Below are 18,905 nucleotides of genomic sequence, written 5' to 3' on the forward strand. Positions count from 1 at the left end.
CAGGTGATACGTCCTACTCTGCGCCGACCGAGCGGAAACGACACCCGGAATCGGGGAACCGTGTCCGGATCGGTCATGTCCGGCGCGCCACCTCGAGCAGTTCCTGCAGCGTCGCGAGACTGTGGCCGGCGAGCAGCCGGTCGACGTACGGCAGCGCGGCGACGATCCCGGACTGCACCGGTTGGTACCCGTCCGCGCCCGCGTGCGGATTCATCCACAGCACGGCGTGGGCGAGCCGGCGCAGCTGAGCCATCTGCTCCGCGAGCAGGGTCGGGTCACCGCGCTCCCACCCGTCGGAGAAGATCACCACGACGGCGCCGCGTGCCACACCGCGCCGGCCCCAGCGGTCCAGGAACGCGCGCAGCGTCTCGCCGAGGCGGGTGCCGCCCGCCCAATCGGGCACGGCCCGGCCCGCGGCGGCCAGCGCCACCTCCGGGTCGCGGACCCGCAGTGCCCGGGACAGCCGGGTCATCCGGGTGCCCAGCGAGAACACCTCGGTGCCCGCCGGATTGCTCCGCGCGACGACGTGACCGAACCGCAGGAGCGCGTCGGCGTACGGGCTCATCGATCCGGACACGTCGATCAGCAGCACCATCCGGCGCGGCCGGGTGGCCTTGCGGTGGTGGCTCGGCCGCACCGGTTCGCCGCCCGCGGCCAGCATGCCCCGCACCGTCCGCCGCGGATCGACGGCGCCCCGGCGGGCGGGACGCATCCGGAGGGCCGGGCGGGTCGGGGGCCGCGGGCGCAGAGCGGCGATCAGCTCGGCGAGGTGCGCGCGCTCGGCCGCGGTGAGGTCGGCGATGTCCCGGTGACGCAACACCTCGGTGTCGTCGGCCGCGACCCGCAGCCGCGGCGCGTCCCCACCGGTGTCGCCGCCGTTCGTCGCGGTCAGGGCGGCGGACCTGGCCCGGCGGGGCTGCTCCCCGGACCGCGGCGTGTGCAACGGGACGGTACCGCCGAACCAGCCTTCGAACGCCGAGTCGTACCGCGGGATGTCGTCGGGACCGCGGCACAGGGTCGCGCGCCCCGCCCAGTACACCTGGCTCGGATCGCTCACATCCACCTGGCGGAGGGCCCGAATGAACGCGGCGACGGCGTCCGACGCGACCGGCAGTCCCGCCGCCGCGAGGGCGTGCGCGAACCCGGCGAACCCCACCAGCGGGTCGCCGGTGTCCGGGGTCGCGGGCACGGTGCTCACCCCGCCAGGAGCCGGTCCAGTCCCGCCCGGGCCACGCGCTCGAGGTCCTCGCGGTACTTGAGGACGGCGCCGAGCGTCGCGGCGGCGGTCTCCGCGTCCAGTACGTCCCGGTCGAGTTCCCGCAATGCGCGCGCCCAGTCCAGCGACTCCGCGACCCCCGGCGGCTTGAGCAGTTCCATCTCGCGCAGGGAGCGGACGGCATGCGCGACCTGGCCGGCGAGTTCGGACCCGATGCCGGGGATGCGGCGGCGCAGGATCTCGACCTCCCGCGCCAGATCCGGGTGTTCGAGCCAGTGGTACAGGCAGCGGCGTTTGAGGGCGTCGTGCACCTCGCGGGTGCGGTTGGACGTGAGCACCACCAGCGGCGGTGTCGCCGCCCGCACCTCGCCGAGTTCGGGGATGGTGACGGCGTTCTCGTCGAGGACCTGCAGCAGGAAGGCCTCGAACTCGTCGTCGGCGCGGTCGATCTCGTCGACGAGCAGCACACACGGGGCTTCGGTGAGGGCCCGCAGCAGGGGACGCGCCAGCAGGAATCGCTCGGTGTACAGGGAGCGTTCGACGGTGTCGGCCTCGAGCGATCCGTCGCTCGCCGCTTCCAGCGTCCGCAGGTGCAGCAGCTGCCGCGGGAAATCCCAGTCGTACAGCGCCTGCGCGGCGTCGATGCCCTCGTGGCACTGCAACCGGATCAGCGGCAGACCGAACGCCTCCGACAACGCGGCCGCGAGCGACGTCTTGCCGGTGCCGGGTTCGCCCTCGCAGAACAGGGGCCGTCCCATACGTATGGCGAGGAACGCGGCCATCGCAACGCCGTCGTCGGCGAGGTAACCGGTGGCGCCCAGCGCCCGCGCCAGTTCCGCGGGCGAACCGACCGTCGGCGTGGAATCACTCACGTTCGCGAGCCTAGATCAGTGCCCACGCCCCGGTACCCGACTCGGGCAACGGTGCGCGCCGTCAACCATCCGGCTCCACTCGGCCGCGGTCCTCGCTCAACCGCCGGAACATCGCGGTGGCACCGAACCTCGCGGCCACCCGCTCGGCGAGTCCCGGCGCGATCTGGGCCAGGGCGAGCAGCGGGCGGATCGGTGCTCCGCTCTCGACGACCTCGGGCAGGTCCCGCCGAATCGCCCGGATCACGGTGGCGACGACCTTGTCGGTGCTGGTCTCGCCCGTCATCCGGCCGGCCCGGATTCCGCGTTCGGTCATCCGCTGATACATGCCGTCGCCCGCGATGAATCCGGGGCACACGACGGAGAAGCCGACCGGTGCGCCCGCGTACTCCGCGCGCAGCGACTGGGTGAGACCGATCAGGCCGGCCTTCGTCGCGGCGTACGGCGCGCAGTACGCCGGACCGATCTTCGCCGCCAGCGACGACACGAACACCACGTGCCCGCGACCGCGGTCGAGCATCCCGGGTAGCACCCTGCGGGTGAGAAGCAGTGGTGCGGTGAGGTTCACGTCGACCATGGCGGTGAGCTCGGCGGGCTCGAGCCGGGTGAACGCCGAGACGTTCTCGACGCCCGCGTTGTTCACCAGGACGTCGAGGGGGCCGATGGCGGCCTCGGTGCGCTCGATCAGCGCATCGAGCAAGTCCAGTCGATTCAGGTCCCCGGGCACGGCCTCGGCGCGCACACCGAGCGCACGCAGTTCCGCCACGAGTTCCGCGAGTAGGTCCTCCCGCCTGCCGGACACCGCGACCGCGACGCCTTCGCGCGCCAGGGCCCGGGCGACGACGCGGCCGAGACCGCCGGAGGCGCCGGTCACCAGAGCCGTGCGTCCGTGCAGGTGCTTCATTCCTTCGAGCTTTCGCGCCCGGCGGAGGGGAGTCAACGCTGTGACGCCGCGCATACGGCAATATGGACCGGTGGTTCACGTCATCGACATAACAGATCCGGCCGACACCAGGCTGGACGACTTCCGCGATCTCAACTCCTCGGACCGGCGTCCCGACCTCCCCGAGGGCAAGGGCCTGGTGATCGCGGAGGGTGTGCTGGTGGCGCAGCGACTGCTGGCGTCCCGGTTCGACCCGATTGCGCTGCTCGGCGTCGATCGGCGGCTCGAGGAACTGGCCGACGACCTCGACGGCGTCGACGTGCCGTTCTACCGGACGACGGCGGACGTCATGGCCGAGGTCGTCGGGTTCCACCTCAATCGGGGTGTGCTCGCGGCGGCGCGGCGCCCCGCGCCCCTCGAACTGTCGGACGTGCTGGAGCACTCCCGCACGGTCGCGGTGCTCGAGGGCGTCAACGATCACGAGAACCTGGGCTCGATGTTCCGCAACGCCGCGGGGCTCGGCGTCGACGCCGTGGTGTTCGGCAAGGGCTGCGCCGACCCGCTGTATCGCCGGGCGGTCCGGGTGTCGATGGGGCACGTCCTCCGGGTTCCGTTCGCACACGTGACGAAGTGGCCGCACGATCTGGAAGCGTTGCGGGAGAGAGGTTTCCAGTTGATCTCGCTGACCCCGAACCCCGAGGCCGTGACGCTCGCGGAGGCGATGACGGGGGAGAAGGTGGCGTTGCTGCTGGGCGCGGAAGGGCCCGGTCTCACCGAACACGCCATGCGGGCCACGGACATTCGTGCCCGCATCCCGATGGCACCCGGAACGGACTCACTCAATGTCGCGACGGCGGCGGCGATGGCGTTCTACGAGCGTGTCCGCATGGGCCGGTGAGAATCCTGGACCCTCACTCCCCGTATCCGCCGCCGACGGGAACACCGTGGTTCACCGGGCTTCTCGTGGCAGCGTTCGCCGCGGCGGTGGTGGCCGTCGCGATCATGGCGTTCGGCTCGCAGCTCGCCCGGATCAATCCCGCGCTGGCGGTGTTCCTCGAACTCGTCGTGGTGGCCGGGGTCGCGCCGTCGGTGTGGCGGCTCCGCCGGACCCCGGTGTGGCGGTGGCTGGTGTACGGCGCGGCGGCCGGAGTCCTCGCCGGCTGGTCGGCACTGCTCATCGGGGCCGCCTGACTCCGTCAGGCGTCAGAAGCCGAAGTAGCGGCGGAGCAGTCCGCCCTTGCGGGCGGGCGGCGGCGGAGCGGGCGTGGAAACCGGATCGGGGGCGGGTCGTTCCACCTCGGCGGGTCGTCTTACCTCGGCGGGAGGCTCGACCTCCGGACCTTCGCCGGGCGGGTGGACGGTGAAACCGAGCACGGTGATCTTTTTCGGGTCGATCTCGGTGCCCTCGGGGGCGCCCGTGTACCGGAAGTTCAGCCATTCCCGGTTGGCGCCCTCGGCGAACTGCTGCGGGTGGAACGGCAGCGACTGCGGGTCGGGCAGCACGCCCGGCGGGTGTTCGAGCGGGAAGTCGCCCGCCCAGAACGGTCTCTCCCAGACGAGGGGGATGCCGAGGTCCTCGTGGATGTGGACCGGTGTCGCGCTGAACGAACGGGTCAGGTGCCCGTCCTCCCACATCGCGAACGAGCCCCACGCGATGTCGGGCTTGGATGCGACGTAGTACGTCTTCGCGGATTCGGTGGGCCGGATGCGGGTTCCGGGCAGGGTCGACGGCCGGGGAACGGCCAGGTCGGGCCCGCACACGACGGTGATGCCGGGGTAGGAGCCGATGTGCACGGTCCCGGTGGCGTCGAGTCGCGCGGCCTCGGCCAGCGGAACCGGGCCGGTGGGGGTGACCGCCAGCTCGGGATGGAGGCGGGCGGCGAGTCGCTTCGCCGCCGCGAGGTCAGGCTCGGGGTGAGCGCGCAGAACAGCCGCAGGGTCGGGGACGTCGACGTACCAAATCGTTGATACCTTGGCCCCCACGGTCATCCCCCTCTTCCGACGTCTTCCTGAAAGAGTACGACCCCGACCGGGTTCCCGGCTCGCTCACCGCGCCGACGGTCAGCGTCCGCTGCTGCGGACACCGAGCAGGACGTCGTCCCAGGAGGGGAGGGCGGGTTTGCCGCGCTTGTCCTTGTTGTTCGTCTGGTGCGGGGCGATCTTGGGGGCGGCCGGCTCGTCGGGCGAGGCGGGCTCGTCCTCGGGCTCCTCGGTGACGTCGGCCTCGATGATCTCCTCGGGCTCGATCGTCGGCACCTCCACCTCGGTGGGGAACTCGGCGAGTTCGAGCTGCTCCGGTTCGTCGGACGCCACCGGCGCCAATCCGCGCAGCGGACGGCCGAAGTCGGGGTCGATCAGGTCGAACGCGGTGTCGTCGAGCGCGACGATGGTGCCACCGTGCGCGTCCGGCTGGTACCGCCAGTGCGCCGAGTTGGTGGTCCGCCCGGCCTGCCACTGCAGCTGGGCTACCCAGTGATTGTCCTCGTCGCGCCACGCGTCCCACGCGGCGTCGTCGATGTTGTGTCCCCGCGCGCGGAACGCCTGCGTGACGATCTCGGCGAGAGTGGGAACGGCGGGTCCGTTGTCGCGCACCGGGTGTCCGCCCTGCGCCATCTCGGCCGCACGGGAACGTTCGAGCAGAACGGGATACGCGAATCGCTCCACCTTCGCCAGGGGGATGCCGGCCTCGTCGGCCACCTGTTCGACGGAGGCGCCGGCACGGATGCGGGCCTGGATTTCCCGGGGCCTGAGCTGACTGTCCATTTCGATCTCAATCTGGCCGAGTCGAGCGATGTCCCCGCGGGATGCGGCGCGGAGTTTGTCATCGGCGGGAAGCCGGAATTTTTCGCCGGTACTGGCATCTGCGCACACGACGTGCGAACCATCGGGCTCGAGACCGATCACTCGAAGCTCTCGCACGTTGACCTCCTTATCGCGCCGGCTCGCGACTCTGCACCCCGGCAACTGTAATTCATTCGTGACAGCCCGCGCGGCAGGACACGCGCGGGTAAATCCCGTCGCGGCGTCGCGTGCGCGCTACGCTTCCTCGTTTCCCGATCGATCCTTCCTGCGGGGTGTGCGGGTGACCTGGACGGGGGCGATCATGCCGGACAACTCCGTCGGGATCGGCCTCCAGGACCTCGCCGCGGCGCGCATACTGATCGACAGAGCCCGGGAACGGGGCGTCGGAACAGAAGTGGATCTGAGTCGATGAGCCAGAGCGATGTCGGCGACGTGGACCTAGCGCACCTGCGGCGAGCCATCGAACTCGCCGACGAGACGGGCGACGCGGGCAACAGGCCGTTCGGTGCGGTCGTGGTCGGCGCTGACGGGCACGTGATCAGCGAGGGCGCCAACTCCGTCGCGACGTCCGCCGACGTCACCGAGCACGCGGAACTCGACGCGATCACCACCGCCTGCGGTGAAGGCCGGACGGGCGACCTCGTCGGCGCCACCATGTACGCGAGCGGTGAGCCGTGCCCGATGTGCAGTGCGGCGATGGTGTGGGCGGGGATCACGCGGGTGGTCTACGCGGCGTCGTCCGCGGACTTCTCCCGGATCCTCCCGGACGGGCCACGGTTCACGCTGGGCTGCGCCGACGTGCTCGATGCGGCGAGCGTCGAGATCGAGGTCAGCGGACCGCATCTCGGTGACGAGGCGCTCGCACCGTTCCACCGTTTCCTCGACACGGACTGACCCCGGAACGCCGTCAGCCCCCGGCACTTCGGTGCCGGGGGCTGACGGGTGTAGGTACCGGGTCTCAGCCGAGCTGCGAGACGACCCAGTCGATGCTCTTGGTGAGCTGCGAGACGTCCTCGGGATCGATCGCCGGGAACATGCCGACACGCAGCTGGTTGCGGCCCAGCTTGCGGTACGGCTCCGTGTCGACGACACCGTTCGCGCGCAGGATCTTCGCCACCTGGGCGGCGTCGATCTTGTCGTCGAAGTCGATGGTGCCGACCACCTGCGAGCGGTGCGCGGGATCGGTGACGAACGGCGTCGCGTACTCGCTCGCCTCGGCCCACTGGTACAGGCGCGAGGACGAATCGGCGGTACGCGACGTGGCCCAGTCGAGGCCACCCTTGGCGTTGAGCCATTCGATCTGGTTGGCGAGCAGCAGCAGCGTCGCGACCGCAGGCGTGTTGTACGTCTGATCCTTGGAGCTGTTGTCCACGGCGATGGGCAGCGACAGGAAGTCGGGGGTCCAGCGACCCGAATCCTTGATCTCCGCGACCCGCTCGAGCGCCTTCGGGCTCATCAGCGCGATCCACAGGCCACCGTCGGCGGCGAAGCACTTCTGCGGCGCGAAGTAGTACACGTCGGCGTCGGCGACGTTCACCGGCAGGCCGCCGGCGCCGGAGGTGGCGTCGATGGCGATGAGCGCGTTCTCCGAGCCCGCGGGACGCGAGACTGGGATCGCGACACCGGTGGACGTCTCGTTGTGCGCCCAGCCGATGAGGTCGACGGACGGATCGGAGACCGGCTCGGGTGCGCTGCCCGGGTCGGCGGAGACGACGATCGGATCACCGATGAACGGGTTGTTCTTCGCGACCGACGCGAACTTGGAGCTGAACTCGCCGTTCGTGAGGTGCAGCGACTTCTCCCGGATCAGGCCGAATGCGGCCGCATCCCAGAACGCGGTGGTGCCACCGTTGCCGAGCACCACCTCGTAACCCTCGGGCAGGGAGAACAGATCGGCGAGGCCGGACCGCACGCTGGCGACGACGTCCTTCACGGGCTTCTGGCGGTGGCTGGTGCCGAACACCGAGGAGCCCACCTCGACCAGCGACTGCAGCTGTTCGGGGCGAACCTTGGAGGGTCCGCAGCCGAACCGTCCGTCGGCGGGCAGGAGGTCTGCGGGGATGATCGGTGTGGAGGTCATCGCTACTTTCTGTTCCTTACTGATTCAGGCGGGGGAGACGGTCAGCTGGTGTGGGCGATCTGGTCCCAGCCCTCGACGGACTCGGGGGTGCGGGGTGCCGGCCCGGTGTAGATGGCGGCGGGGCGGACGAGCTTGCCGAGGCGCTTCTGCTCGAGGATGTGGGCGCACCAGCCGGCGGTGCGGCCGCAGGTGAACATCGCGGGCATCATGTGCGCGGGGACCTCGGCGAAGTCGAGGATGACCGCGGCCCAGAATTCGACGTTCGTCTCGATGGCCCGGTCGGGGCGGCGTTCGCGCAGTTCCGCGAGGGCGGCCTGTTCGAGGGCGGCGGCCGCCTCGAAGCGGGGTGCGTTCAGGCGCTTGGCGGTGGCGCGCAGCACCCGGGCACGGGGGTCTTCGGCGCGGTAGACGCGGTGCCCGAAGCCCATCAGCTTTTCCTTGCGGTCCAGGATGCCCTTGACCAGGGCGCGGGCGTCGCCGGACTTCTCGGTGTCCTCGATCATCGGCAGCACGCGGGCGGGGGCGCCGCCGTGCAGCGGGCCGGACATGGCGCCGATGGCCCCGGACAGGGACGCGGCGACGTCGGCGCCGGTGGAGGCGATGACGCGGGCGGTGAAGGTGGAGGCATTCATGCCGTGTTCGGCGGCGGAGACCCAGTAGGCGTCGATGGCGGCGACGTGGGCGGGGTCGGGGTCGCCCTTCCAGCGGACCATGAACCGTTCGGTGACGGTCTTCGCCTCGTCGATCCGTCTCTGCGGGACGGCGGGCTGGTAGATGCCGCGGGCGGACTGGGCGACGTAGGACAGGGCCATGACGGAGGCGCGGGCGAGTTGTTCGCGGGCGGTGTCGTCGTCGATGTCGAGGAGGGGCTGGTATCCCCAGATGGGGGCGAGCATGGCGAGGCCGGCCTGGACGTCGACGCGTACGTCGCCGGTGTGCACGGGGAGGGGGAACGGTTCGGCCGGGGGCAGTCCGGGGCCGAAGCGGCCGTCGACGAGCAGGGCCCACACGTTGCCGAACGTGACGTGCTTGGAGACGAGTTCCTCGATGTCGACGCCGCGGTAGCGCAGGGCGCCGCCGTCCTTGTCGGGTTCGGCGATGTCGCTGGTGAACGCGACCACGCCTTCCAGTCCGCTGACGAAATCGTCCGGTATTGCCGCGCTAGCTGACATAGCTCGTGGACTCTCCTCGTTCGAGTGCCCCCGGTCAGAGCGGCACTGTCTCGGCGTTCGACAATTGCGCTGGGCGTGCATGCGGGATGGGCAGGCACCCTCGTCCGCGCAATCGCCGTGCCGTCCCCGGGCATCGCACGATCGCGGCTGCAATCCGAGGGGACGGGTTCGGTCCCCAAAACTTTAGCCGGTGTCACCGGAGAGCAGATCAGTGCATACCCGGGAGTAGCGTTCTCGGCTGTGTCTCCAGATGCAGAACAGCCGAAACCGGTGAACAAGGACCTCGCGGCGATGCGCGTCGGCTACGGGCAGCAGGGCGCCGACGGACGGTACGACGACGCCGATCTGGACGCCGACCAGCTGAGCGACGGCTGGCTTCCCCTGATGCGCCGGTGGCTCGAGGACGCAGTGGAGGCCGGGGTGCCCGAACCCAACGCGATGACGCTCGGCACCGTCGACGAGCACGGCCACCCGTGCACCCGCACCGTCCTGTGCAAGGGGCTGAGTGCCGACGGCGTGCTGTTCTTCACCAACTACGCATCGGACAAGGGCCGCCACCTCGAGGCGGTGCCCTACGCGTCGGTGACGTTCACGTGGGTGCCCGTCGCCCGGCAGATCACCGTCCGCGGCCCCGCCGGGCGGGTGAGTGCCGAGGTCACGGACGAGTACTGGCACAGCAGACCCCGCGGATCCCGGCTGGGCGCGTGGGCGTCCGAACAGTCGCGGCCGATCGCGTCGCGGGCCGAACTGGACGCGGCGCTGCTGCACGCGGGGGAGCGTTTCCCCGTCGACGTCGACGTCCCGGTGCGGCCGGACTGGGGCGGAATCCTGATCCGCCCCGCGGTGGTGGAGTTCTGGCAGGGCCGCGCCAATCGGATGCACAACCGCATCCGGACGTCGCTGGCCGACGGCTCGTGGACGGTGGAACGGCTGCAGCCGTGACCACCGGGGAATAGTGAGCATGGGAAACGAGCTAAGGGAAGAATGACCGACACCGTCACCGAGAAGAAGAAGCGGAGGCTGCTCGCCGACACGGCGCCGCTGCAGAACCGGGACTACCGGCGCCTGTGGGCGGCCGGGATCGTGACGGTGATCGGCGGGCAGCTCAGCGTCGTCGCCGTGCCGCAGCAGGTGTACGAGATCACCCGTAGCTCGGCGTACGTGGGTCTGACCGGTGTCTTCGCGCTGGTGCCGCTGATCGTGTTCGGACTGTGGGGCGGCGCCCTCGCCGACGTCATGGACCGGCGGAAGCTGCTGACGATCACCACCGTCGGACTCGGTGTCACGGCGGTGCTGTTCTGGGTGCAGGCGGCACTCGGCCTGAACAACGTGTGGCTGGTGCTCGGACTGCTCGGCCTGCAGCAGGCTTTCTTCGCGGTCAACCAGCCGACCCGCAGCGCGATCATCCCGCGGCTCATCCCGGTGGAACAGCTGCCCGCGGCCAACTCGCTCAACATGACGGTCATGCAGTTCGGCGCCATCGCCGGACCGCTGCTCGCCGGGGTCATGATCCCGGTGGTCGGGCTGTCCACGCTGTACCTCGTCGATTCGATCGCCCTCCTGGCCACCTTGTGGGCGGTACTCCGGCTGCCGGCCATCCCGCCGACGGGGGAGTCCCGGCGCGCCGGGCTGCGCGAGGTGTTCGACGGGTTCGCCTACCTCGCCACCCAGAAGGTGCTGCTCGCGTCGTTCGTCGTCGACATCATCGCGATGGTGTTCGGCATGCCGCGCGCGTTGTTCCCGCAGATCGCGCACGACACGTTCGGCGACCCGGCCTCCGGCGGTGTGGCGCTCGGCCTGCTGTTCGCGGCGATGTCCGTCGGCGCGGTGGCCGGCGGCGTGTTCTCCGGCTGGCTGCCGAGGGTCCGGCGTCAGGGCCGCGCCGTGATCGTGTGCATCGCGCTGTGGGGCCTGGCGATGGTGGGCTTCGGCGTCGTCGTGGGACTCGCCTCACCCGGAGGCAGTCCCGCGCTGTTGTGGATCGCTCTGGCGTTCCTCGCGTTCGGCGGCGCCGTCGACATGGTTTCCGCGGCGTTCCGCAGCACCATGCTCCAGCAGGTCGCCACGGACGAGATGCGCGGACGACTCCAGGGCGTCTTCATCGTCGTCGTCGCCGGGGGCCCGCGGATCGGCGACGTGCTGCACGGCGCCGCGGCTGCGGCAGTCGGAACGAGCGTCGCCGCGGCCGGTGGCGGCGTCCTCGTCGTCATCGGTGTGGTGATCGCCGCGCTCGCCTTCCCGGCACTGATGCGGTACAAGGTCACGCGTTAGGTTCCCGTGCGCCGTCACATATCTCGTGCAGATCTCGTGCACACTGAAATGCATGGGTGAATCGCAGTCGTCGAAGACGGACAGGCCTGCCACGGCTGGATTCGAGATCCGGGGCGGCGGCTACCGGGCCGGTATCGCGGCCACCGGTGCCGGACTCCGGCTACTCGAACACGACGGTCCGGACGGGCCGACGGCGCTCACCGAAACGTGGGACCTCGGCGCCCGGCCACCGCTGTCGGCCGGGCTGATCCTCGCGCCGTGGCCCAACCGGATCCGCGACGGCCGGTTCGTCTTCGACGGCATCGACCATCAGCTCGAGATCACGGAGCCGGGGTTCGCCAACGCGAGCCACGGATTCGTCCGCCGCCGGGACTGGCGTGTCGTGAATCACACGGACGACCGCATCGAGTTGTCGATCGACGTCGGCCTCCACAAGGGGTGGCCGTACCCGCTGCGGCTCACCGTCGACTACGTCCTGGGCGACGACGGCCTGACCGTGACGCACACCGCCACCAACACGGGAGCCATCCCGGCGCCGTTCGGGATGGGTTTCCACTCCTACGTCCGCGCCGGCGACTTTCCCCTCGACGAGTGCACGCTGCGCCTGTCCGCGGGCACCCGGCTGCCGCTCGACGAGCGGATGCTGCCCAGCGGCGGTTCGCAGGCCGTCGCGGGCACCGACTACGACTTCACCAGCCCACGACCGCTGGCAGGCGTGGCCCTCGACACCCCGTTCAGCGCACTGGATGTGGACGTCGACGGCAGGTCGCGGCACGAATTGCGTGCACCGGACGGCACCGGAACGGTCCTGTGGGCGGCCCGGGAGTTCGGCTGGCTGCAGGCGTTCGTCGCGGATCCCGACGCGGGCAAGTCGTACCCGGGCCGCGGCCGCGCGCTGGCGCTCGAACCGATGACGTGCCCGCCGGATGCGTTCAACTCCGGAATCGATCAGTTGGTGCTCGCTCCGGGACAGCAGTGGACCGGTGTGTGGGGCATGTCGGCGCTGGGGTCGTAGCGGTTCGATTTTCGACCGCCGGGTGCCCACTTGGTGAGACGGTGTAACACCGGTCGCGGTCCGGTCGATACGTCCGGCGGGGGTTCTTCCGTCGCGGCCGACGGTCTTTGTGCCAGCCTCTGTACTTCCCTCACCGCGTCGGGCGCCACGGCGTGCGTTCTCCGCCGTCCTCGGCATCGGTGCAGGTAACGAGGCCAGTCCAGTCCCGGGCAACTGGCCCTCACGGATTCCGGTCCCGCGCCGTGCGGGCAAATCGGACACTCGACCAACCCGTTCGCCGACCCTTCCCCGAGGTCGCTGCGCATCCCGCGGGGAGGCCGCGTCACGGCCCCTGAGCGGACCCGCCTTCGGCAGGCAGGCCAGAGTGGGACTAGTTTCTACCTGAATGAAGTTGTTACTCATTGGTTTGAGCTTGAGAGGGATGCTTCGTGCCTGACAATGACACAAAGCCCACGCTTACCTACCCTGGTGGTGAGCACACGATGTCCATTGCCAGGGCAACCGAGGGCAATGACGGTATCGAACTGGGCAAGCTGCTCGCCAGCACCGGGTACACCACCCTGGACCCGGGTTTCGTCAATACCGCCTCCACCAGCTCCGCGATCACCTATATCGACGGTGAGAAGGGGATCCTCCGTTACCGCGGATACCCGATCGAGCAGCTGGCCGAGAAGTCGACTTTCATCGAGGTCAGCTACCTGCTGATCTACGGTGAGCTGCCCACCGCGGCGCAGCTGGAGTCGTTCACCGACCGGATCCGGCGCCACACCCTGCTGCACGAGGACCTGAAGAGGTTCTTCGACGGGTTCCCCCGGAACGCACACCCGATGCCGGTGCTGTCCAGCGCCGTCAACGCGCTGTCCGCGTACTACCAGGACTCCCTGGACCCGGCCGACCCGGAGCAGGTCGAACTGTCGACCATCCGCCTTCTCGCGAAGCTGCCGACCATCGCGGCCTACGCGTACAAGAAGTCCGTCGGGCAGCCGTTCCTGTACCCGGACAACTCCCTGAACCTCGTCGAGAACTTCCTCCGGATGACGTTCGGCTTCCCCGCGGAGCCCTACGAGATCGATCCCGAGATCGCCAAGGCACTCGACATGCTGCTGATCCTGCACGCCGACCACGAGCAGAACTGCTCCACGTCGACGGTGCGCCTGGTCGGCTCCTCCGACGCCAACCTGTTCACCTCGATTTCCGGTGGCATCAACGCACTCTGGGGCCCGCTGCACGGCGGCGCCAACCAGGCGGTGCTGGAGATGCTCGACGAGATCAAGGCCAGCGGCAGCAACGCAGGCGACTTCGTCCGCAAGGTCAAGAACAAGGAAGACGGCGTGAAGCTCATGGGCTTCGGGCACCGCGTCTACCGCAACTACGACCCGCGCGCGGCGATCGTCAAGCAGACGGCGCACACCATCCTCGACAAGCTCGGCGGCGACGACGAACTGCTCGACATCGCGATGGCCCTCGAAGAGGCGGCGCTGACCGACGACTACTTCGTCGAGCGCAAGCTGTACCCGAACGTCGACTTCTACACGGGTCTGATCTACCGCGCGATGGGCTTCCCCACGCGCATGTTCACCGTTCTCTTCGCCATGGGCCGCTTGCCCGGGTGGATTGCACACTGGCGCGAGATGCACGAAGATCCCGCTACGAAGATCGGCCGTCCGCGCCAGATCTACACCGGCTACACCGAGCGTGACTACAAGGACGTCACAGGTCGCTGATCGCGAACACCTGTGCCGAACCATAGAGCCCTCATCGAGGAGGACACATGACCAAGCCCGAGATCGAGTTCCAAGAGGGACCCGCCCCGACCGACCTGGTCGTCAAGGACGTGGTTGTCGGAGACGGCGCCGAGGCCGTCCCCGGTGGCACCGTCGAGGTGCACTACGTCGGCGTCGAGTTCGAGTCCGGCGAGGAGTTCGACTCCTCCTGGAGCCGCGGCGAGTCCATCCAGTTCCCGCTGCGCGGCCTCATCAAGGGCTGGCAGGACGGCATCCCCGGCATGAAGGTGGGCGGACGTCGTCAGCTCACCATCCCGCCGGAGCTCGCCTACGGTCCCGCCGGTGCCGGACACCAGCTGTCCGGCAAGACGCTGGTGTTCATGATCGACCTGCTGGACGTGAAGGAATAGTCTTCACGGCCCGAAGGCCCCGCATCACCTCACGGTGAGGCGGGGCTTTCCGCTTTCCGGGTCGTGTCGGTGTGCAGCTCCACGACGAGCCGTGCGCCGCCGAGCGGGCTGACCTCGAAACGTGCGCTGCCGTTGTGCAATGCGGCCTGCTGGGCGACGAGCGCGAGGCCCAGGCCCGATCCGCTCTTCGTCGCGTTGGAACCGCGGTGGAACCGTTCGAACACCGCGGCCCGTTCGGCCTCGGGCACCCCGGAACCGTTGTCGTCGACGACGACGGTGGTGATGCCGTCGGCTGCTCTCAGTGTGATCGTCACCGCGGTGGCGCCGCCGTGCCGGACCGCGTTCTTGATGGCGTTGTCCAGGGTGAGGCGCAGCCCGCCGGGCATGCCGCGGACCGTCACCGGGGCCGCGTCGACGGTCACCTGCAGGCCGGGATTGTGACGCATCGCCTCCTCCGCGGCGAGGTCGCTGATGTCGACGAGGTCGCAGTCCACGAAGTCCTTGTCGGTGGACAGTTCGCCGCGGGCGAGGCGTTCGAGGTCGGACAGCGTCGATTCCACCCGGGCTTGTGAGCGGGCGAGGTCGCGGAGGATCTCGTGCTGCTGTTCCGGCGTCAGGTCGAGAGTGGTGAGGACCTCGAGGTCGGTGCGCATCGCGGTGAGCGGCGTGCGGAGTTCGTGCGCGGACACGGCGGCGAAGTCGCGGGCGGTGGCGAGGGCCGCGGTCGTCGCGTTCTGCGCCTCGGCGACGTCGCGCAGCATCGACTCGGCGGCGGACGCCAGTTCGTCGGCCTCCCGGACGCCGGAGGTCGTGGGTGTCAGTTTCGGTTCGCGGCGCACGATGCGGCCGGTCAGGTCGACCAGCGGTCGCACCGCACGACCACCGAACAGCCACCCGAGGCCGCTGGCGGCGGCGACGGCGAGGACCCCCACGAGCGCCACCTGCCGTTGCTGCTCGGACGTCACGTCCTGCGCCTCGGCGTACGGCACGGCCAGGGAGATCCGGGTGCCGAGGAGAGGCACGGTCGCGGTGTAGGCCCGGTACCAGGTGTCGTCGATCCGCACCGTCTGCGAGCCGGGGTCGAGTTCGGGCAGCTGGGTGGGGGTGCTGACGAGCACGGTGTCGCCGTCTGCCGAACGGATCGTGATCGCGAACGCGCCCTTGTCGCCGAGCGCCCCGAGGAACAGCCCGGCCGTGGCCGCGTTGGGCACCAGGACATCCGACGCCGTCTCCAGTCGCCGGTCGAGTTGCGACAGGTTGTTCCGGTTGATCGCCAGCGACACCAGGATTCCGAGCGCGACGACGATGATCGTCGCGCCCAGCGCCGTCGCCGCGGCCACACGGGTCCGGAGGGAGAACGAGCGTTTCACGACGGTTCCCGCAGCACGAACCCCACACCGCGAACCGTGTGCAGGATGCGCGGCTGACCACCGACCTCGAACTTGCGCCGCAGGTAGCCGACGAAGACGTCCACCACGTTGGTGTCGGCGACGAAGTCGTATCCCCACACCAGTTCGAGGAGCCGTTCACGGCTCAGGACGATGCCGACGTTGCGGGCGAGAACCTCGAGAAGTTCGAACTCCCGCTTGGTCAGCGTCACCTCCCCGCCCGCGATGAAGACCCGCCGTTCGGACAGCCGGATCTCGAGCGCGCCGATGCGGATCGGCGGGGACGCGGGCGAGTCGGCCGGCGCCGCGGCGGTCGTGCCGCGACGGCGCAGCATCGCCCGGATCCGGGCGATCAGTTCGGCGAGGACGAACGGCTTGACCAGGTAGTCGTCGGCGCCCGACTCCAGACCCGAGATGCGGTCGTCGACGGTGTCGCGGGCGCTGAGCACACAGATCGGGATGTCGTTGCTCATCGCGCGCAGCGCAGTGACGACGCCGGTGCCGTCGATGACCGGCATGTTCATGTCGAGCACCATCGCGTCCGGACGTTGTTCGCTGACCACCCGCAGTGCGTCGGCGCCGTCGACGGCGGTGAGGACGGTGAATCCGGACAGGCGCAGGCCGCGTTCGAGGGACGTCCGCACGTCCTCGTCGTCGTCGACCACGAGGACACTGGCTGAGTCGGTGACGGTCACTCCTGCATTGTGCCGTGGGCGCGACCACAGAGCGTGCGGATGGCAGTTGTGAGAGCGTGTCTCGTCCGTACACTCGTTGGGGATGTTTCCTTCGCTGCAGGCATTCGAACTGACCGAAACCAACCGTGACTGGCTGATTCACCGGCCGGCCGAGATCGCGGCCTACGTCGTCCTGGCGCTCGTACTGCGATTCGCGTTGCACCGGATGATCGAACGGATGACACGTCCCCGGGAGCCCTCGGACAAGCCGGCCATGCTCCGGCCTCTGCGGGAGCGCGCCCCGCGCGGCGTCAAGGAAGCCATGGTCAACGAGCGTCGCGCGCAACGCGCCCGGACCATCGGGTCGGTGCTCAAGTCGACGGTGTCGATCGTGGTGCTCATCTGGGTGGTGCTGCAGGTCCTCGCGGTCCTCGGGGTCAACGTCGCGCCGTTCATCGCGTCCGCCGGTGTGATCGGTGTCGCACTCGGTTTCGGTGCCCAGAATCTGGTCCGGGACTTCCTGTCGGGCATCTTCATGCTGCTCGAGGACCAGTACGGGGTCGGCGACGTCGTCGACCTCGGCGAGGCCGTGGGAACGGTCGAGACGGTGGGTCTGCGGGTCACCACGATCCGCGACGTCAACGGCACGCTCTGGTACTGCCGTAACGGTGAGATCGTGCGGGTCGGCAACATGAGTCAGGGGTACGCGGTCGCGGTGGTCGATCTGCCGATCGCGCACGCCGCCAACGTGCAGCGGGCGTGCGAGGTGGCGCTGGAGGCGGTCAACGAGGCGGCCAAGGGCGACGCGATCGCGGCCGACGTGCTCGAACCCCCGGAACTGCTGGGCGTGAACTCGGTGACCGCGGAATCGGTCACGCTGCGGATCACCGCGCGGACCAAGCCCGGCAGGCAGTGGGCGGTGCAGCGGACGTTCGCGCGCGCGGCGCTGTCCGCGTTCACGCACTACGACATCGACGCCCCGTACCTGTCGGTGCTGTCTTCGGCCCGCTCCACCAACTGAGCGGCCCGCGCTTCGTTACCGTGGCAGGTATGGACACCGCACTCGTCTGGTTCCGCCGCGACCTCCGGCTCGGTGACCTGCCGACGCTCCACACGGTCGCCGAGTCGGGGGCGCGTGCACTCGGCCTGTTCGTGCTCGACGACCGGCTGCTGACCACGTCGGGCGGTGCCCGCCGGGACTTCCTGTTCCGCAGCCTCGCCGCGCTGGACGACCAACTCGACGGCCGGTTGCTGGTGGTGAAGGGCGATCCCGTCGACGTTGTTCCGCGGATCGCGAAGAAGGTGTCGGCCGAAGAAGTGCACGTCAGCGCCGACTACGGGCCCTACGGTCGCGAGCGGGACGCCGCCGTCGCCGAGCACGTCGATCTGGTGGCCACCGGGTCGCCGTACGCCGTGGCGCCCGGCCGGGTGACCAAGGCGGACGGGGAATCGTACCGCGTGTTCACCCCGTACTTCCGGCAGTGGCTCGAGCACGGGTGGCGTGCGCCGATCGACACCGGTCCCGGGACGGTGGAGTGGATGGACCCGGACGACGTGAAGACGCGGCGGGTGACGATCCCCGAACCCGAATCCGACGGGTACGTCGCGGGTGAGGCGGCGGCGCTGGAACGGTGGGCGGAGTTCTGCGAGGACGACCTCGCCGGGTACGAGGACGCGCGGGATCGCCCCGGGCTCGACGCGACCAGCCGGATGTCGGTGTACCTGAAGTACGGCAACATTCATCCGCGGACGATGCTCCGCGATCTCGCCCGCCGCCGCAGCAGGAGCGCCGAGCAGTACCGGCGGCAGCTCGCGTGGCGGGACTTCTACGCCGACATCCTCTTCCAGCGCCCCGACAGCGCACGGGGAAACTACGACCGCCGGTTCGACCACATCCGCTACGACAGCGGGCCCGACGCCGAGGAGGCGTACGCGGCGTGGTGCGAGGGCCGGACGGGGTTCCCGATCGTCGATGCCGGGATGCGTCAGCTGAAAGCCGAAGGCTGGATGCACAACCGGGTGCGGATGATCGTCGCGTCGTTCTTCGTCAAGGACCTGCACCTGCCGTGGTGGCGGGGCGCCCGCTACTTCATGAACCAGCTCGTCGACGGCGATCTGGCGAACAACCAGCACGGCTGGCAGTGGACGGCGGGGTCGGGGACGGACGCGTCGCCGTACTTCCGGGTGTTCAACCCGACGACACAGGGGGAGAAGTTCGACCCCGACGGCGAATACGTGCGGCGGTGGGTGCCCGAACTGTGCGGGATCTCCGGGAAGGCCGTCCACGCGCTGAAAGACGGCCGCCCCGAAGACTATCCGCCGCCGATCGTCGACCACGCCCACGAACGCCAGGAGGCCCTGGCCCGGTACGGCGAGATCAAGTCCCCGTGAGTACTTGTTA

General features: G+C 69.7%; 19 protein-coding genes. 10 read left to right on the top strand and 9 right to left on the bottom strand.

What is annotated here, in order from left to right; all coding sequences use genetic code 11:
* Positions 1–73: 73 nt before the first annotated feature.
* From ACFU5V_RS08985 to ACFU5V_RS08995, 3 genes are all read right to left on the bottom strand, one after another.
* The gene (locus tag ACFU5V_RS08985) at positions 74–1,198 is read right to left on the bottom strand and encodes a VWA domain-containing protein (protein WP_378698538.1); all 1,125 of its coding nucleotides are present in this window, start codon (positions 1,196–1,198) and stop codon (positions 74–76) included.
* Positions 1,195–2,088, bottom strand: a complete 894-nt coding sequence (locus tag ACFU5V_RS08990; RefSeq protein ID WP_378698540.1) for an AAA family ATPase — start codon at positions 2,086–2,088, stop codon at positions 1,195–1,197. The genes ACFU5V_RS08985 and ACFU5V_RS08990 overlap by 4 nt, the downstream gene beginning before the upstream one ends.
* A gap of 61 nt (positions 2,089–2,149) precedes the next feature.
* Positions 2,150–2,989, bottom strand: coding sequence for an SDR family NAD(P)-dependent oxidoreductase (locus ACFU5V_RS08995; RefSeq protein ID WP_378698543.1), 840 nt, complete (start codon positions 2,987–2,989; stop codon positions 2,150–2,152).
* Between the two features lie 70 nt (positions 2,990–3,059).
* On the opposite strand from ACFU5V_RS08995, the gene ACFU5V_RS09000 reads away from it, so the two are divergent.
* Together ACFU5V_RS09000 and ACFU5V_RS09005 are read left to right on the top strand one after the other, a co-directional pair.
* Positions 3,060–3,866 carry a TrmH family RNA methyltransferase gene (locus ACFU5V_RS09000; RefSeq protein ID WP_378435164.1) on the top strand — a complete coding sequence of 269 codons (807 nt, stop codon included), beginning with the start codon at positions 3,060–3,062 and terminating at the stop codon, positions 3,864–3,866.
* Positions 3,867–3,868: 2 nt separating this feature from the next.
* On the top strand, positions 3,869–4,159 hold the full coding sequence (locus ACFU5V_RS09005) for a DUF2537 domain-containing protein (protein ID WP_378699063.1): 291 nt from the start codon (positions 3,869–3,871) through the stop codon (positions 4,157–4,159).
* A 12-nt stretch (positions 4,160–4,171) separates the two neighbouring features.
* On the opposite strand, the gene ACFU5V_RS09010 is transcribed toward ACFU5V_RS09005, so the two are convergent.
* Positions 4,172–4,957: a DUF6928 family protein gene (locus tag ACFU5V_RS09010; protein WP_378698546.1), complete on the bottom strand. Its 786-nt coding sequence runs from the start codon at positions 4,955–4,957 to the stop codon at positions 4,172–4,174.
* 72 nt (positions 4,958–5,029) lie between these two features.
* Complete coding sequence (gene sepH / locus ACFU5V_RS09015) at positions 5,030–5,887, bottom strand: septation protein SepH (protein WP_378698548.1); 858 nt, start codon at positions 5,885–5,887, stop codon at positions 5,030–5,032.
* Positions 5,888–6,178: 291 nt separating this feature from the next.
* On the opposite strand from sepH, the gene ACFU5V_RS09020 reads away from it, so the two are divergent.
* The gene (locus ACFU5V_RS09020; RefSeq protein WP_378435170.1) at positions 6,179–6,664 is read left to right on the top strand and encodes a nucleoside deaminase; all 486 of its coding nucleotides are present in this window, start codon (positions 6,179–6,181) and stop codon (positions 6,662–6,664) included.
* 64 nt (positions 6,665–6,728) lie between these two features.
* Here ACFU5V_RS09020 and serC read toward each other — a convergent pair whose 3' ends face one another.
* Positions 6,729–7,850 carry a phosphoserine transaminase gene (gene serC / locus ACFU5V_RS09025; RefSeq protein ID WP_378698551.1) on the bottom strand — a complete coding sequence of 374 codons (1,122 nt, stop codon included), beginning with the start codon at positions 7,848–7,850 and terminating at the stop codon, positions 6,729–6,731.
* Positions 7,851–7,891: 41 nt separating this feature from the next.
* Positions 7,892–9,022: a citrate synthase 2 gene (locus tag ACFU5V_RS09030; protein ID WP_378698553.1), complete on the bottom strand. Its 1,131-nt coding sequence runs from the start codon at positions 9,020–9,022 to the stop codon at positions 7,892–7,894.
* Between the two features lie 270 nt (positions 9,023–9,292).
* Here ACFU5V_RS09030 and pdxH point away from each other — a divergent pair, with 270 nt between their 5' ends.
* From pdxH to ACFU5V_RS09055, 5 genes are all read left to right on the top strand, one after another.
* Entirely contained in the window at positions 9,293–9,964 is a 672-nt protein-coding gene (pdxH, locus tag ACFU5V_RS09035; RefSeq protein ID WP_378699065.1) for a pyridoxamine 5'-phosphate oxidase, read from the top strand.
* A gap of 42 nt (positions 9,965–10,006) precedes the next feature.
* Positions 10,007–11,293: an MFS transporter gene (locus ACFU5V_RS09040; RefSeq protein WP_378431801.1), complete on the top strand. Its 1,287-nt coding sequence runs from the start codon at positions 10,007–10,009 to the stop codon at positions 11,291–11,293.
* Positions 11,294–11,345: 52 nt separating this feature from the next.
* Positions 11,346–12,308 (top strand): aldose 1-epimerase family protein, encoded by a 963-nt coding sequence (locus ACFU5V_RS09045; protein ID WP_378698555.1) that lies wholly within the window; start codon positions 11,346–11,348, stop codon positions 12,306–12,308.
* A 428-nt stretch (positions 12,309–12,736) separates the two neighbouring features.
* Positions 12,737–14,032, top strand: coding sequence for a citrate synthase (locus ACFU5V_RS09050; RefSeq protein ID WP_124394967.1), 1,296 nt, complete (start codon positions 12,737–12,739; stop codon positions 14,030–14,032).
* A 47-nt stretch (positions 14,033–14,079) separates the two neighbouring features.
* Positions 14,080–14,442, top strand: coding sequence for an FKBP-type peptidyl-prolyl cis-trans isomerase (locus tag ACFU5V_RS09055; RefSeq protein WP_015888813.1), 363 nt, complete (start codon positions 14,080–14,082; stop codon positions 14,440–14,442).
* A gap of 29 nt (positions 14,443–14,471) precedes the next feature.
* On the opposite strand, the gene ACFU5V_RS09060 is transcribed toward ACFU5V_RS09055, so the two are convergent.
* Both ACFU5V_RS09060 and ACFU5V_RS09065 read right to left on the bottom strand, forming a co-directional pair.
* The gene (locus ACFU5V_RS09060) at positions 14,472–15,812 is read right to left on the bottom strand and encodes a sensor histidine kinase (protein ID WP_378698557.1); all 1,341 of its coding nucleotides are present in this window, start codon (positions 15,810–15,812) and stop codon (positions 14,472–14,474) included.
* A complete protein-coding gene (locus tag ACFU5V_RS09065; RefSeq protein WP_378698560.1) occupies positions 15,809–16,525 on the bottom strand; it encodes a response regulator transcription factor in 717 nt (238 codons plus the stop codon). The genes ACFU5V_RS09060 and ACFU5V_RS09065 overlap by 4 nt, the downstream gene beginning before the upstream one ends.
* Positions 16,526–16,607: 82 nt before the next feature.
* On the opposite strand from ACFU5V_RS09065, the gene ACFU5V_RS09070 reads away from it, so the two are divergent.
* On the top strand, positions 16,608–17,525 hold the full coding sequence (locus tag ACFU5V_RS09070; RefSeq protein ID WP_378698562.1) for a mechanosensitive ion channel family protein: 918 nt from the start codon (positions 16,608–16,610) through the stop codon (positions 17,523–17,525).
* A 29-nt stretch (positions 17,526–17,554) separates the two neighbouring features.
* Complete coding sequence (locus ACFU5V_RS09075) at positions 17,555–18,895, top strand: cryptochrome/photolyase family protein (RefSeq protein WP_378698565.1); 1,341 nt, start codon at positions 17,555–17,557, stop codon at positions 18,893–18,895.
* The last annotated feature ends 10 nt before the right edge of the window (positions 18,896–18,905 follow it).

This window comes from Rhodococcus sp. NPDC057529, from assembly GCF_042802055.1.
Lineage (GTDB): Bacteria > Actinomycetota > Actinomycetes > Mycobacteriales > Mycobacteriaceae > Rhodococcus_F.

What these genes read in the sequence shown, in the direction of transcription:
- ACFU5V_RS08995 (WP_378698543.1), bottom strand. Translation starts at nt 2,989, where the DNA reads ATGAAGCACCTGCACGGACGCACGGCTCTGGTGACCGGCGCCTCCGGC.
- ACFU5V_RS09010 (WP_378698546.1), bottom strand. Translation starts at nt 4,957, where the DNA reads ATGACCGTGGGGGCCAAGGTATCAACGATTTGGTACGTCGACGTCCCC.
- ACFU5V_RS09020 (WP_378435170.1), top strand. Translation starts at nt 6,179, where the DNA reads ATGAGCCAGAGCGATGTCGGCGACGTGGACCTAGCGCACCTGCGGCGA.
- serC (WP_378698551.1), bottom strand. Translation starts at nt 7,850, where the DNA reads ATGACCTCCACACCGATCATCCCCGCAGACCTCCTGCCCGCCGACGGA.
- ACFU5V_RS09030 (WP_378698553.1), bottom strand. Translation starts at nt 9,022, where the DNA reads ATGTCAGCTAGCGCGGCAATACCGGACGATTTCGTCAGCGGACTGGAA.
- ACFU5V_RS09040 (WP_378431801.1), top strand. Translation starts at nt 10,007, where the DNA reads ATGACCGACACCGTCACCGAGAAGAAGAAGCGGAGGCTGCTCGCCGAC.
- ACFU5V_RS09045 (WP_378698555.1), top strand. Translation starts at nt 11,346, where the DNA reads ATGGGTGAATCGCAGTCGTCGAAGACGGACAGGCCTGCCACGGCTGGA.
- ACFU5V_RS09055 (WP_015888813.1), top strand. Translation starts at nt 14,080, where the DNA reads ATGACCAAGCCCGAGATCGAGTTCCAAGAGGGACCCGCCCCGACCGAC.
- ACFU5V_RS09070 (WP_378698562.1), top strand. Translation starts at nt 16,608, where the DNA reads ATGTTTCCTTCGCTGCAGGCATTCGAACTGACCGAAACCAACCGTGAC.
- ACFU5V_RS09075 (WP_378698565.1), top strand. Translation starts at nt 17,555, where the DNA reads ATGGACACCGCACTCGTCTGGTTCCGCCGCGACCTCCGGCTCGGTGAC.